Annotated in this window: 15 protein-coding genes and 1 riboswitch; of the genes, 9 read left to right on the top strand and 6 right to left on the bottom strand. The window is 57.9% G+C overall.

The features are described 5' to 3' along the window. The first annotated feature begins 380 nt into the window (after positions 1–380). Both purH and purD read left to right on the top strand, forming a co-directional pair. A complete protein-coding gene (purH, locus tag GV764_RS14755) occupies positions 381–1970 on the top strand; it encodes a bifunctional phosphoribosylaminoimidazolecarboxamide formyltransferase/IMP cyclohydrolase (protein ID WP_161660803.1) in 1590 nt (529 codons plus the stop codon). A gap of 10 nt (positions 1971–1980) precedes the next feature. Beyond that, positions 1981–3273, top strand: a complete 1293-nt coding sequence (purD, locus tag GV764_RS14750; RefSeq protein WP_161660802.1) for a phosphoribosylamine--glycine ligase — start codon at positions 1981–1983, stop codon at positions 3271–3273. A gap of 34 nt (positions 3274–3307) precedes the next feature. On the opposite strand, the gene GV764_RS14745 is transcribed toward purD, so the two are convergent. The 6 genes from GV764_RS14745 to nudC all read right to left on the bottom strand — a co-directional run bounded on the left by GV764_RS14745 (position 3308) and on the right by nudC (position 7672). Then, positions 3308–4009, bottom strand: a complete 702-nt coding sequence (locus GV764_RS14745) for a DUF1481 domain-containing protein (protein ID WP_161660801.1) — start codon at positions 4007–4009, stop codon at positions 3308–3310. 6 nt (positions 4010–4015) lie between these two features. Continuing rightward, positions 4016–4288: a nucleoid-associated protein HU-alpha gene (gene hupA, locus GV764_RS14740; RefSeq protein ID WP_002438605.1), complete on the bottom strand. Its 273-nt coding sequence runs from the start codon at positions 4286–4288 to the stop codon at positions 4016–4018. A gap of 186 nt (positions 4289–4474) precedes the next feature. Then, a complete protein-coding gene (locus GV764_RS14735; protein ID WP_125295691.1) occupies positions 4475–5065 on the bottom strand; it encodes a YjaG family protein in 591 nt (196 codons plus the stop codon). Between the two features lie 44 nt (positions 5066–5109). Beyond that, complete coding sequence (nfi, locus tag GV764_RS14730) at positions 5110–5781, bottom strand: deoxyribonuclease V (RefSeq protein ID WP_161660800.1); 672 nt, start codon at positions 5779–5781, stop codon at positions 5110–5112. Positions 5782–5795: 14 nt separating this feature from the next. Then, positions 5796–6860: a uroporphyrinogen decarboxylase gene (gene hemE, locus GV764_RS14725; RefSeq protein WP_144133160.1), complete on the bottom strand. Its 1065-nt coding sequence runs from the start codon at positions 6858–6860 to the stop codon at positions 5796–5798. A gap of 35 nt (positions 6861–6895) precedes the next feature. Then, entirely contained in the window at positions 6896–7672 is a 777-nt protein-coding gene (gene nudC, locus GV764_RS14720; RefSeq protein ID WP_161660799.1) for an NAD(+) diphosphatase, read from the bottom strand. 100 nt (positions 7673–7772) lie between these two features. Between nudC and rsd the strand changes: the two genes are divergently transcribed. The 7 genes from rsd (at position 7773) to thiH (ending at position 13946) form a co-directional block, all read left to right on the top strand. Continuing rightward, positions 7773–8291, top strand: coding sequence for a sigma D regulator (gene rsd / locus GV764_RS14715; RefSeq protein ID WP_161660798.1), 519 nt, complete (start codon positions 7773–7775; stop codon positions 8289–8291). Positions 8292–8359: 68 nt separating this feature from the next. Further along, positions 8360–8469: riboswitch (TPP riboswitch) on the top strand. Positions 8470–8585: 116 nt separating this feature from the next. Continuing rightward, positions 8586–10484, top strand: coding sequence for a phosphomethylpyrimidine synthase ThiC (gene thiC / locus GV764_RS14710; protein WP_161660797.1), 1899 nt, complete (start codon positions 8586–8588; stop codon positions 10482–10484). Continuing rightward, the gene (thiE, locus tag GV764_RS14705; RefSeq protein ID WP_161660796.1) at positions 10484–11125 is read left to right on the top strand and encodes a thiamine phosphate synthase; all 642 of its coding nucleotides are present in this window, start codon (positions 10484–10486) and stop codon (positions 11123–11125) included. Before thiC ends, thiE begins: the two co-directional genes overlap by 1 nt. Further along, positions 11112–11867, top strand: a complete 756-nt coding sequence (locus tag GV764_RS14700) for a HesA/MoeB/ThiF family protein (protein ID WP_161660795.1) — start codon at positions 11112–11114, stop codon at positions 11865–11867. The genes thiE and GV764_RS14700 overlap by 14 nt, the downstream gene beginning before the upstream one ends. Then, the gene (gene thiS, locus GV764_RS21995; RefSeq protein WP_201743207.1) at positions 11851–12051 is read left to right on the top strand and encodes a sulfur carrier protein ThiS; all 201 of its coding nucleotides are present in this window, start codon (positions 11851–11853) and stop codon (positions 12049–12051) included. Before GV764_RS14700 ends, thiS begins: the two co-directional genes overlap by 17 nt. Then, on the top strand, positions 12052–12822 hold the full coding sequence (thiG, locus tag GV764_RS14695) for a thiazole synthase (RefSeq protein ID WP_201743206.1): 771 nt from the start codon (positions 12052–12054) through the stop codon (positions 12820–12822). Beyond that, positions 12819–13946, top strand: a complete 1128-nt coding sequence (thiH, locus tag GV764_RS14690; RefSeq protein ID WP_161660794.1) for a 2-iminoacetate synthase ThiH — start codon at positions 12819–12821, stop codon at positions 13944–13946. Before thiG ends, thiH begins: the two co-directional genes overlap by 4 nt. Positions 13947–13962 lie beyond the last annotated feature (16 nt).

Below are 13962 nucleotides of genomic sequence, written 5' to 3'. Positions count from 1 at the left end.
GTATATTACGCTTTCCTCTTTCAGAGTCAACCCTGAATTTCAGGATTTTTCTCTTCAACCTCCGCCGTTACATTGTGATGTTGTTCACATGTTCCGTGTCGATGGAGGCGCATTATAGGGAGTTCTTTTGTCACCGCAACAGGAAAATGACAGAAAAATGACTGACTGCTGCATTCCACAGCAAAACCCCGCCTTATACCCATTTACACACAGAGTTATCCACATCCCGTCGAAATTCTAAAAATTCGCGAGCGTTGCGCAAACGTTTTCGTTACAATGCCCGCGCAAAAACAAGGATGCCCCGCGAGGGGCGTTAGCTGAGTTTTTAACGAAAAATTCAGCTAACGCTCTCTGTAATTGTCAAATCCAGGGGATTTACCATGCAACAACGTCGTCCAGTGCGCCGCGCTCTGCTCAGTGTTTCTGATAAAGCCGGTATTATCGAATTCGCTCAGGCGCTTTCTCAACGTGGTGTGGAGCTGCTGTCTACCGGCGGTACAGCCCGCCTGTTAGCAGATAAAGGCCTGCCGGTAACCGAAGTGTCTGACTACACCGGTTTTCCGGAGATGATGGATGGACGCGTCAAAACGCTGCACCCTAAAGTTCACGGCGGCATTCTGGGCCGTCGCGGTCAGGACGACGCTATTATGGCTGAACACGCCATCGCGCCAATCGACATGGTGGTCGTTAATCTGTATCCGTTCGCGCAGACCGTGGCGCGTGAAGGCTGCTCGCTGGAAGATGCGGTCGAGAATATCGATATCGGCGGCCCGACCATGGTGCGCTCCGCCGCCAAGAACCATAAAGATGTCGCCATCGTGGTCAAGAGCAGCGACTACACCGCCATTATTAATGAAATGGATGCCAACGACGGTTCCCTGACGCTGGAGACCCGTTTCGATCTCGCGATCAAAGCGTTCGAGCATACTGCCGCCTACGACAGCATGATCGCCAACTACTTCGGCAGCCTGGTTCCCGCCTATCACGGCGAGAGCAAAGAACCCGCTGGTCGCTTCCCCCGCACGCTGAACCTGAACTTCATTAAGAAGCAGGATATGCGTTACGGCGAGAACAGCCATCAGAACGCCGCCTTCTATATAGAAGAAGAAATTAAAGAAGCCTCTGTGGCGACTGCCACCCAGGTGCAGGGCAAAGCGCTCTCTTACAATAATATCGCCGATACCGACGCAGCGCTGGAGTGTGTGAAAGCGTTCAGCGAACCGGCATGCGTGATTGTGAAGCACGCTAACCCATGCGGCGTGGCGGTCAATGATTCCATTCTTGAAGCCTATGATCGCGCCTATAAAACCGACCCGACCTCCGCGTTCGGCGGCATCATCGCTTTTAACCGCGAACTGGATGCCGAAACCGCGCAGGCCATTATCTCCCGCCAGTTCGTTGAAGTGATTATCGCGCCGTCAGCCTCGGAAGACGCGCTGAAAATCACGGCGACCAAACAGAACGTGCGCGTTCTGGTGTGCGGTCAATGGCAGCAGCGCGTACCGGGTCTGGATTTCAAACGCGTCAACGGCGGTTTACTGGTGCAGGACCGGGATCTCGGCATGGTGAGCGAAAGCGACCTGCGCGTGGTGACCAAACGCCAGCCGACCGAACAGGAACTGCGCGACGCGCTGTTTTGCTGGAAAGTGGCGAAGTTCGTGAAGTCCAATGCCATTGTATATGCCAAAGAGAATATGACCATCGGCATTGGCGCGGGCCAGATGAGCCGCGTATATTCCGCGAAAATCGCCGGGATTAAAGCAGGCGACGAAGGTCTGGAAGTGAAAGGTTCCGCGATGGCGTCCGACGCTTTCTTCCCGTTCCGCGACGGCATCGACGCCGCTGCGGCTGTGGGGATCAGCTGCGTGATCCAGCCTGGCGGTTCTATTCGTGATGATGAAGTCATCGCTGCCGCCGATGAGCATGGCATTGCCATGATCTTCACCGATATGCGTCACTTCCGCCACTAAGGATCTGAGAATGAAAATATTAGTGATTGGCAACGGCGGGCGCGAACACGCGCTGGCCTGGAAAGCGGCGCAGTCGCCGCGCGTGTCTACCGTATTTGTCGCACCGGGTAACGCCGGAACGGCGCTGGAGCCGGCATTACAGAACGTGGCGATTAACGCTACGGATATCGCCGGCCTGCTGAGCTTCGCCCAGAATGAAAAAATCGATCTGACTATCGTCGGCCCGGAAGCGCCGCTGGTGATTGGCGTGGTGGATGCGTTTCGCACCGCCGGGCTGAAAATCTTCGGCCCAACCCAGGGCGCAGCGCAGCTGGAAGGTTCTAAAGCCTTCACCAAAGATTTTCTGGCGCGTCATAACATCCCGACGGCGGAATACCAGAACTTTACCGAGGTCGAACCCGCACTGGCATATATTCGTGAGAAAGGCGCGCCGATCGTGATTAAAGCCGACGGCCTGGCGGCTGGCAAAGGCGTGATTGTCGCCATGACGCTGGAAGAGGCTGAATCTGCTGCCAAAGATATGCTGGCCGGTAACGCTTTTGGCGACGCGGGCCATCGTATCGTGGTGGAAGAGTTTCTGGACGGCGAGGAGGCCAGCTTCATTGTGATGGTCGATGGTGAACACGTCGAGCCGATGGCCACCAGCCAGGACCACAAGCGCGTTGGCGACGGCGATACCGGCCCGAATACCGGCGGCATGGGCGCGTACTCCCCTGCCCCGGTGGTGACCGCCGAAGTCCACCAGCGCACTATGGAGCGCGTGATATGGCCGACCGTGCGCGGCATGGCGGCGGAAGGCAACACCTATACAGGCTTCCTGTATGCCGGGCTGATGATCGATAAGCAAGGCAATCCGAAGGTTATTGAATTCAACTGCCGCTTCGGCGATCCGGAAACCCAGCCGATCATGCTGCGTCTTCAGTCTGATTTGGTGGAACTGTGCCTGGCGGCCTGCGACGGCAAACTGGACGAAGTGAAATCCCAGTGGGATGCGCGTCCCTCGCTGGGTGTAGTGATGGCGGCGGGCGGTTACCCTGGCGACTATCGGACCGGTGATGAAATCCACGGGCTGCCGTTAGAAGAGGTTGCCGACGGGAAAGTGTTCCATGCGGGCACCAAACTGGCCGATGACGATCGCGTACTGACCCACGGCGGGCGCGTGCTGTGCGTTACCGCGCTGGGAGACAGCGTAGCGCAGGCCCAGCAGCGCGCCTGTGCGTTAATGAAGGATATTCACTGGGACGGCAGTTTTAGCCGCAGTGATATTGGCTATCGCGCCATCGCGCGCGAAAACGCAAAATAAACATCAGCCGCCTACGGGCGGCTTTTTACTGCCCTCAAAACGTCGCCGCTTTCGGTTGCCAGTGGCAGTAATCCTGATTGGCAACCAGCAGCAGCTGGGTGCCTTCCGGCGATTCCAGCCACGCCACGCTCACCTCAAGGGAAGAATGCGCCTGACGACGTTCGATATGGCTTATCGCGACGTCATCCAGCGCGGGCTTGAGGGTTTCCCCTTCGCAGGTGGTTACCGTGCGGTTGGCATGCCAGCGCCCTTGTCTCAGTACCACGTTGCCAGCGCGTAACGCGTCGCTGGTCGCGCGCATTTGTTGGCCCTGATAGCGATACAGCGCGATGGTATCGTCGGAGAGCTGTTGCTTCTGACCGTCCACTTCGCGCTGCATAAAGCTCAGCTCGCCATGGTCATCAAAACGCACTTTCACATGCTCCGGCGGTTTGGAATAAATATTGGTTTCAATCAGCGCGAGCGACTCGCCCTGCCAGCGGTATTCACGGGTAGTGGTACTACCGGTCCGCCAGGGGCTAAAGACTACCAGCATGCGCACCGCGTCGTTGCTGTCGTCTTTACGCCAGATCCTGACCGCGCCCTGATCGGCGGCATAACCGCTGGCGGTAAAAGGAGGAAGGGTGGAATGGCGGCTACAGGCGGTCAGCAACAGCGCACCGGCTGCCAGAGCCAGTGAGCGCCAGGTAAACAAAAGGGGCGATATCGCCCCTTCGTTAAAACCTTTTGCCGTCACAGCGAATTACTTAACAGCGTCTTTCAGAGCTTTGCCAGAAACAAATGCCGGCACGTTTGCTGCGGCGATTTTGATTTCTTTACCGGTCTGCGGGTTGCGGCCAGTACGCTCAGCGCGGTGGTTCACTTTGAAGGTACCAAAACCAACCAGTTGTACAGCATCGCCTTCTTTCAGAGACTCAGTAATTGCAGCCAGAGTGGATTCCAGTGCCGCTTTAGCCTGGGTTTTAGACAGGTCAGCCTTGTCTGCAATTACATCAATCAATTGAGTCTTATTCATAAGTTATCCTTACAATGTGTTTATCGCTTGCTAAGCATCGAGTGCGACGAAAATGCCAGAAAAGCACTCTCCTGCATACACGCACCGATAGCCACTTTTTTTCGCCTCCCAAATGTAGACCAGACGGGGGGCCAATTGGAAGCCTTCAGGTGAGACAAAACAGGTGATAAGTCACGTTTTATTGTCTCATTGCTGCAAATTTATACCGATATTACTGGTTCCGTCTTCACGCAGGTCGGCCCGCAGGCCCTTAATAAGCTCTATATCACGCTCTTCGCAGTCTGCCAGCAAGCGGAAAATCTCCCACTGGATATCCCATTCCTGCTCAACGGCCGGGTTGACTCTCAACTCTTCATCGGTCATTTCGCGACCAGCCTGCGACATCTCCAGCATGGCGACGGTAGTGATAGAGGCTTTGCTGACTTCAACGGCATGCTCCAGCGTTTCGCCGCTTAGCCGGGAATGTACCAGCTCGCTCAGCGCGACGCAGGCATCGATTGCCGGGTAAACGCCATAAATATCGTAGTCATCCGCAGCGGGAATTGCCTCTTCGAGTTTATCGAGTTGAGAGTCAAAGTTCACCTTAGCATCCTTGACCGTCAGCGTTTCCCAGATTAAATCCAGAATACGGCGGTATAAATGCGCATCACCATAGCCGGTTTGCTGGCAGAAAATCGCGTAATTGGGGTACATCCGCTCACACAGCGACGCCATAAATGTCACGTGCTGCCAGCTTTCCAGCTTCTCAAGGCGCAGGTGAATCGGGTTTTGTAACATAGTGGACTCTCATAAACCGAATTTTGAGCGGGAGTGTACCTGAATCACCCCTGAATTTCCTGCCAACGAACAAACGCCCGCCGCCCGGATGCCACGGCATCGGCCCAGCGCGTCGGCTCAGGGAGCCGGTAACCCGCCATGCAGCGCTGAACCCACAATAATGCGCTGTCCTGGCTGACACGATGCCCTGTGGCGATGAACAAAGGATTACAGCGTCGTTTACTGCGCCATACCCACGCCAACTGCTCGCCTTTATCCATCAGCGGCTGTAGCGCGCCCTGTTCTTCATCCAGCGGCTCAAACTTGCCGCACAGGCGTTTTTTCGCCACGCCGATGGCCGGCACATCCACCAGCAGGCCGAAATGGCTGGCAACGCCGAGGCGGCGCGGATGCGAAATACCGTGACCATCGACAAACAACAGGTCGGGTTTCTGCGACAGCATTTCCCACGCCTTTAGCAGCGCGGGATACTCACGGAAGGATAAGAAGCCGGGAATATAGGGCATGGTGGTGGCGATGCGCGCCACCTGATATTCAACCAGTTCCAGAGAGGGGTACTTGAGCAGCACCATCGCTGCCCGGGTCACTTCGCCGCCTTGTTCAAACCCGACATCCGCGCCTGCGATCAAGCGCGGTGGATCCTGTAACAGCCGATCCTCGCGGATCACCTGCGACGCCAGTTCCCGTTGTTGATCGCGTAGCGTAGCGAGATCCATTCCCCCTCCTCGGTTTACTTGTGATAAGGCGCCGATAAGCGATGCACCGCCTCGACAAACGCACCCGCGTGTTCTGGCGGCACATCCTGATGAATACCGTGCCCAAGGTTAAAGACGTGGCCTTCACCCTGTCCGAAACCAGCAAGTATAGACGCTACTTCTTGTTCGATGCGCTCAGGAGCCGCGTACAGCATGGAGGGGTCCATATTCCCCTGCAGCGCCACTTTATCGCCTACGCGACGGCGCGCATCGGCTATATCGGTGGTCCAGTCCAGGCCCAGCGCATCGCAGCCGGTTTCCGCCATCAGTTCCAGCCACTGGCCGCCGCCTTTGGTGAACAGCGTTACCGGCACACGTTTGCCGTCCTGCTCGCGCAGCAGGCCGTCGACGATTTTGTGCATGTAATAGAGCGAGAACTGCTGATAGTCGCGTCCGGTCAACACGCCGCCCCAGGTATCGAAAATCATCACCGCCTGCGCACCGGCGCGGATTTGCGCGTTCAGATACAGGGTGACGCTTTGCGCCAGCTTATCCAGCAGGTTGTGCAGGGTTTGCGGATCGGCGTACATCATCTTTTTGATCACGGTAAAGGCTTTGCTGCTGCCGCCTTCCACCATATAGGTCGCCAGCGTCCACGGGCTGCCGGAGAAACCGATTAACGGCACTTCCCCTTTTAGCTCACGACGAATCGTCCGCACCGCGTTCATCACATAACCCAACTCCTGCTCCGGATCGGGAACCGGCAGCTTATCAACGTCGGCTTTACAGGTGATGGGCGAGGTAAAACGCGGGCCTTCGCCGGTTTCAAAATAGAGCCCGAGGCCCATGGCATCAGGAATGGTCAGGATGTCCGAAAAGAGGATGGCCGCATCCAGCGGGAAACGACGCAGCGGCTGGAGCGTCACTTCACAGGCCAGCTCCGGATTTTTACACAGCGACATAAAGTCCCCGGCCTCGGCGCGGGTGGCCTTATATTCCGGTAAATAACGGCCGGCTTGTCTCATCATCCATACCGGCGTGACGTCTACGGGCTGGCGCAGCAGCGCACGGAGGTAACGATCGTTTTTCAGTTCGGTCATTTTTGCATTTCCTTAAGCGACAAGGGGCCAGTGTATCACGAGCCGTACTCTGCCCGGCACAGCGCCACCGTATCTTCAATTAAGCGGCGGGCGACGGTGCCCGGCGGCGGCAACAGGGGCAAATCGTCAAAGCGATACCAACCTGCATCCAGCAATTCTTTGGGATCGATCTTCAGCTCGCCGCTGTGGTATTCCGCCATAAACGCGGTCATCAGCGACTGCGGAAAAGGCCAGGGTTGAGAAGTCACATAACGTAAGTTCTTCACGGTGATCCCGCTCTCTTCCATCACCTCACGCGCCACCGCCTGCTCCAGGGTTTCGCCCACTTCGACAAAACCGGCTAGCACGGTATACAAACCGTTGCGGTGACGGGTGTGTTGAGCCAGCAGGATTTTATCCTGGTGGCGAATTGCCACAATGATGCAAGGGGAAATTTGCGGGTAATATCGCTGACGGCAGTGCTGACACAACATCGCCCATTCGGTTTTGCTGGGGTGCATCTCGTGACCGCAGTATCCGCAGAATTTATGGGCGCGATAAAACTCGGCTAACTGCACCCCTCTGCCCGCCAGTTGAAACAGCCCGACGTCCTGATCGATAACCTGGCGAACCGAGCCCATATCCTGGCGTTTTGCCTGGCGGACCAGCCATACCGGCTCGCCTTGCCACTCACCGATTTGCGCCGCCGTTTGCCCGGTCAGGCCAAAATTTTCTGCATTACCGTGAGGCAACTCTCCCTTTGGTAACCATAATTTTTGTTCATGGCTGACTATCCACCAGCCATGGTCTATTTTTTGTAATAGCCGTTCCATAATCGGTTGCACTACCTCAGCTTCGCTGGCATGTTGTTAACATTATTTTTACATTTTTGGGTTGTTGGACAATTAAATTTTATATCTTACGGAGTCAATCATGCTAAATCAGCTGAAGAGCCTGACAGAGCGCGTCGGTGGTAGTAACGAACTGGTCGATTACTGGCTGAATGCCCGCAACCACCTGTTGGTCTCCTATTACAAATTAGTGGGCATTAAACCGGGTAAAGAAGCCGTTACCGCGTTAGATGAAAAAGCGCTGGACGATTTTTGCCACGCCCTGGTGGATTACTTGTCTGCCGGTCATTTCAATATTTATGAGCGCATCATTAGCGAGATGGAAGGCTCCAGCCCGCTGCTGGCCGCCACTCAAATCTACCCCCTTCTGGAAGCGAATACCCAGGAAATTATGGATTATTACGATACCCACCTGGAAAACGCTATCGACCACGATAACTGGCTGGAATTCCAGACCGCGCTGTCAGACATCGGCGAAGCAATGGCGTCGCGTTTCGCGCTGGAAGACAAGCTCATCGTGCTCGCCTTTGATAACGATTTGAAAGAGAGCATGGGCGCAGAGAGCGCCAATGACGACACCGCAGTTGCACGTCCGGCTTGAACTCCGGATCGTTAACGCGTAGTTTATTTGTGCCCTTGATGGCTGACGGTTACCGCCAGTCATCAAGGTTTTTCTTGTCGGAGTGCCCAGTGCGCAAGCACGGGCTGAGACCGTTAATTCGGGATCCGCGGAACCTGATCAGGTTAATACCTGCGAAGGGAACAAGAGTAATTCAGTATAAACCTGCCCAGCTGCGCCTGCTTTTCCGGGGTTGCCGCACCTCAAACGCACAGGTTCTGTTACTCCCTCCGTTGTTCTGACAAGCCCTTTCCTGCTGATTAACTGGAACGCGCTATGTCTGTTACTCCTAAACCAAACCGTCGCGAAACCCGCGCACAGGCCCAACACTTTATCGATACCCTGGAAGGCACCGCTTTCCCGAATTCATCACGCATCTATCTTGCCGGCTCGCGTGACGACATTCGGGTGCCGATGCGTGAAATCCAGCTGAGCGCAACGCTTATCGGCGGCAATCAGGATGCGCCGCGCTATGAGCCCAACGAGCCGGTGCCGGTGTACGACACCTCCGGTCCCTATGGCGACCCGGCGGTACAGATTGACGTCCACGCCGGGCTTGGCAAACTGCGCAGCCGCTGGATAGCCGAACGCAACGATACCGAATCCCTGCCGTCATTAAGCTCCGCCTATACCCGTGAACGCCTGGCAGACGAAGGGCTGGATGAGCTGCGCTTCACCGGCGTGCTGACGCCGCAACGCGCGAAAGCGGGCCGTCGCGTCACGCAACTGCACTATGCGCGTCAGGGCATCGTGACGCCGGAAATGGAATTTATCGCCATCCGCGAAAACATGGGCCGGGAGCGCATTCGCACCGCCGTGTTGCGCCAGCAGCATCCGGGCGTCGGTTTTGGCGCACAGCTGCCGGACAACATCACGCCGGCGTTTGTCCGGGATGAAGTCGCCGCCGGGCGCGCCATCATCCCCGCCAATATCAACCACCCGGAACTGGAGCCGATGATCATCGGGCGCAATTTCCTGGTGAAGGTGAACGCCAATATCGGCAATTCCGCCGTCACGTCATCCATTGAAGAAGAAGTGGAAAAACTGGTCTGGGCCACGCGCTGGGGCGCAGACACGGTGATGGATCTCTCCACGGGCCGCTATATTCACGAAACCCGCGAATGGATCCTGCGCAACAGCCCGGTGCCGATCGGTACGGTGCCGATTTACCAGGCGCTGGAGAAAGTGAACGGCATTGCTGAAAACCTCACCTGGGAGATGTTCCGCGACACGCTGATTGAGCAGGCCGAACAGGGCGTCGATTACTTCACCATCCACGCGGGCGTCCTGCTGCGCTACGTGCCGATGACGGCCAAACGCCTGACCGGGATTGTCTCGCGCGGCGGCTCAATCATGGCGAAGTGGTGCCTGTCTCATCATCAGGAAAATTTCCTGTATCAGCATTTCCGCGAAATCTGCGAAATTTGCGCGGCCTATGATGTTTCCCTCTCGCTGGGCGACGGCTTGCGTCCCGGTTCGATTCAGGATGCCAACGATGAAGCGCAGTTCGCCGAGCTGCATACCCTGGGCGAGCTGACCAAAATCGCCTGGGAATACGATGTGCAGGTGATGATTGAAGGCCCTGGGCATGTGCCGATGCAGATGATCCGCCGCAATATGACCGAGGAGCTGGAGCACTGTCACGAAGCGCCCTTTTACACGCTGGGGCCGCTGACCACGGATATCGCGCCGGGCTATGACCATTTCACCTCGGGGATTGGCGCGGCGATGATCGGCTGGTTCGGCTGCGCGATGCTGTGCTACGTCACGCCAAAAGAGCATCTGGGCTTGCCCAACAAAGAAGACGTTAAGCAGGGGCTGATGACCTACAAAATCGCCGCCCACGCCGCCGACCTCGCCAAAGGCCACCCTGGCGCGCAGATCCGCGATAACGCGATGTCGAAAGCGCGCTTTGAATTCCGCTGGGAAGATCAGTTCACCCTGGCGCTGGATCCGTTTACCGCTCGCGCCTATCACGACGAAACCCTGCCGCAGGAGTCCGGCAAAGTCGCTCATTTCTGTTCGATGTGCGGCCCGAAATTCTGCTCAATGAAAATCACACAGGAAGTGCGCGACTACGCGGCGGCGCAGGAGCGCGAAGCGGGTTTGACAGAGATGGCAAACAGCTTTCGCGCGAAAGGCGGTGAAATCTATCTGCGTCAGGAGGAAGCGTAATGATTGAGCCACTGTTTCCGCCGGTGCCGAAACGGCTGGGTCTTTACCCGGTCGTTGACAGCGTTGAATGGATCGCGCGCCTGCTTGACGCCGGCGTACGCACCCTACAGCTGCGCATCAAAGATAAGCAGGACGATGAAGTTGAGGGCGACATCATTAACGCCATCGCGTTAGGCCGCCGCTATCAGGCGCGCCTGTTTATCAATGATTACTGGCGGCTGGCGATTAAGCATCAGGCTTACGGCATTCATCTGGGCCAGGAAGACCTGGAAACCGCCGATCTGGATGCTATCCGCGCCGCCGGTTTACGGCTTGGCGTGTCCACCCACGACGATATGGAAATCGATATCGCGCTTCGGGCGCGGCCTTCCTGTATCGCGCTCGGCCACGTGTTCCCCACCCAAACCAAGCAGATGCCCTCCGCGCCGCAGGGTCTTGAGCAACTGGCTGCCCACGTGCGGCGGCTGGGGGATTACCCAACGATCGCCATCGGCGGTATCTCGCTTGACCGCGCGCCGGCGGTGCTGGCTACGGGCGTCGGCAGCATTGCGGTGGTCAGCGCCATCACTCAGGCGCAGGACTGGCAAGCGGCCACGGCACGGTTATTGACACTGGCGGGGGCAGGCGATGAACGATCGTGATTTTATGCGCTACAGCCGGCAGATCCTGCTGGAGGATATCGCCGTTGACGGGCAACAGCGTCTGAAAAACGCGCGGGCGCTGATTATCGGGCTCGGTGGGCTGGGCTCGCCTGCCGCACTGTATCTGGCGGGCGCGGGCGTCGGTACGCTGATACTGGCGGACGAGGACGAGGTGCATGTCAGCAATCTTCAGCGCCAGATCCTGTTTACCACTCAGGATATCGGCGAGAACAAAACCGCCGCCAGCCAGCGCCGCCTGCAACAATTGAATCCGGAAATCACTATCCACACGCTGGCGCAGCGTCTGGCGGGCGATGCGCTGCACAGCGCCGTCGCTCGCGTCGATGTGGTTCTGGATTGCAGCGATAACATGATCACCCGCCAGGCGGTCAACGCCGCCTGCGTGGCGCGGGATAAACCGCTGATCAGCGCCAGCGCCGTGGGGTTTGGCGGGCAGTTGATGGTCCTGACGCCGCCCTGGCGGCACGGCTGCTACCGCTGTTTATGGCCGGACGACGCCGAGCCGGAACGCAATTGCCGCACGGCGGGCGTACTCGGCCCGGTGGTGGGCGTGATGGGCACCCTACAGGCGCTGGAAGCCATCAAGCTGCTGATCGGTATTCCCGGTTCGCATAATCAACTGCGGCTGTTTGACGGTCGTCGCCACCAGTGGCGCTCGCTGAATCTGCAACCCGCGCCACACTGTCCGGTATGTGGAGGTCGCCATGCGGATTGCGCTTAACGACCAGCAGACCGACTGCGCCGAGGCCATCACGCTGTACGCGCTGCTGGAGCAACAAGGGCTGTTAAAGTCGGGCATCGCCCTGGCGGTCAACGACGCCATCGTGCCGCGCGGTCAGTGGTCAGAACACGTTTTGCAGGACGGCGATAGCGTGCTGCTTTTTCAGGTTATTGCCGGAGGCTAAATGTTACGCATTGCAGATAAAGTGTTTGATTCCCATCTGTTTACCGGAACCGGGAAATTCGCCTCGCCGCAGTTAATGACCGACGCCCTGCGCGCCAGCGGCAGCCAACTGGTCACCATGGCGATGAAGCGCGTGGATTTGCGCCATCATCAGGACGCTATACTTGCTCCCCTTCAGGCGCTGGGCGTCACGCTGTTGCCCAATACCTCCGGCGCGAAAACCGCCCGGGAAGCGGTGTTCGCCGCGCAGCTGGCACGGGAAGCATTAGGAACAAACTGGGTAAAACTGGAAATCCACCCTGACGCGCGCTATCTGCTGCCCGACCCTGTCGAAACGCTGCTGGCCGCCGAACAGTTGGTGAAAGCGGGCTTTGTGGTGCTGCCTTATTGCGGAGCCGATCCGGTGCTGTGCAAACGGCTTGAAGACGTAGGCTGCGCGGCGGTGATGCCGCTTGGCGCGCCGATTGGCTCTAACCAGGGGCTGCAAACCCGCGCATTGCTCAGCATCATTATCGAACAGGCGACGGTGCCGGTGGTGGTGGATGCCGGTATCGGCGCGCCGAGCCATGCCTGCGAAGCGCTGGAAATGGGCGCATCGGCGGTGCTGATAAACACCGCCATTGCCGTGGCCGACGATCCGGTAACGATGGCGCAGGCGTTTCGTCTGGCGGTAGAGGCGGGCGTTACCGCGCGCGACGCCGGTTTGGGCGTGCGGCAGTGGCGCGCGGAGGCCTCCAGCCCGCTAACCCAGTTTCTGGGAGAGACGCGATGAAAACCTTCACCGACCGCTGGCGCGAGCTGGACTGGGACGACATCCGGCTGCGTATCAACGGTAAAACGCCCGACGATGTTGAACGCGCATTGCGGTGCCCTCGCCCAGGACGCGAGGAGATGATGGCCTTGCTCTCTCCCGCCGCCGACGCGTACCTCGAAACGCTGGCCCGGCAGGCGCAGCGCCTGACCCGCCAGCGCTTCGGCCACACCGTCAGTTTTTATGTGCCGCTGTATCTGTCCAATCTGTGCGCCAACGACTGCACCTACTGCGGGTTTTCCATGAGCAACCGCATTAAACGCAAGACACTGAATGCCGATGAGATTGCACGTGAGTGCGCGGCCATCAAAGCATTAGGGTTCGATCATCTCTTGCTGGTCACCGGCGAGCATCAGAGCAAAGTCGGCATGGACTATTTCCGGGCGCATTTCCCGGCGATCCGCCAGCAGTTCGCCTCGCTGCAAATGGAAGTGCAACCGCTGGCGGAGCAGGAGTACGCCGAGCTGAAAACCCTGGGACTGGATGGCGTGATGGTTTATCAGGAAACCTATCACGAAGCGGTGTATGCCCGGCACCATTTGCGCGGCAACAAGCAGGATTTTTTCTGGCGGCTGGAGACGCCGGATCGCCTTGGGCGCGCCGGGATCGACCGGATCGGGCTGGGCGCGCTGATTGGGCTATCTGACAGCTGGCGCGTGGATTGTTATATGGTGGCGGAGCATCTGCTGTGGCTGCAACAGCACTACTGGAAAAGCCGTTACTCCATCTCCTTTCCGCGCCTGCGTCCCTGTACCGGCGGGGTGGAACCGGCGTCGATTATGGATGAACGGCAGCTGGTGCAGACCATTTGCGCATTCCGCCTGCTGGCCCCGGAGGTGGAGCTGTCACTATCGACCCGCGAATCCCCGGCGTTTCGCGATAATGTCATCCCGCTGGCGATCACCAGCGTCAGTGCGTTTTCAAAAACCCAGCCCGGCGGGTATGCCGACGACCACCCTGAGCTGGAGCAGTTCACGCCGCACGACGCACGCAGACCGGAAGAGGTCGCTGCCGCGCTGAGCCGCTCGGGCATTCAGCCGGTATGGAAAGACTGGGACAGCTTTTTGGGAAGAAACGCCCATTAACGATTCGGGGCGGCAA

The organism is Atlantibacter hermannii (genome assembly GCF_009907385.1).
In the GTDB taxonomy this organism is placed as follows: domain Bacteria; phylum Pseudomonadota; class Gammaproteobacteria; order Enterobacterales; family Enterobacteriaceae; genus Atlantibacter; species Atlantibacter hermannii_A.
Note: the sequence above shows the minus strand (reverse complement) of the source record. Positions and strands in the feature narration are given on the sequence as shown.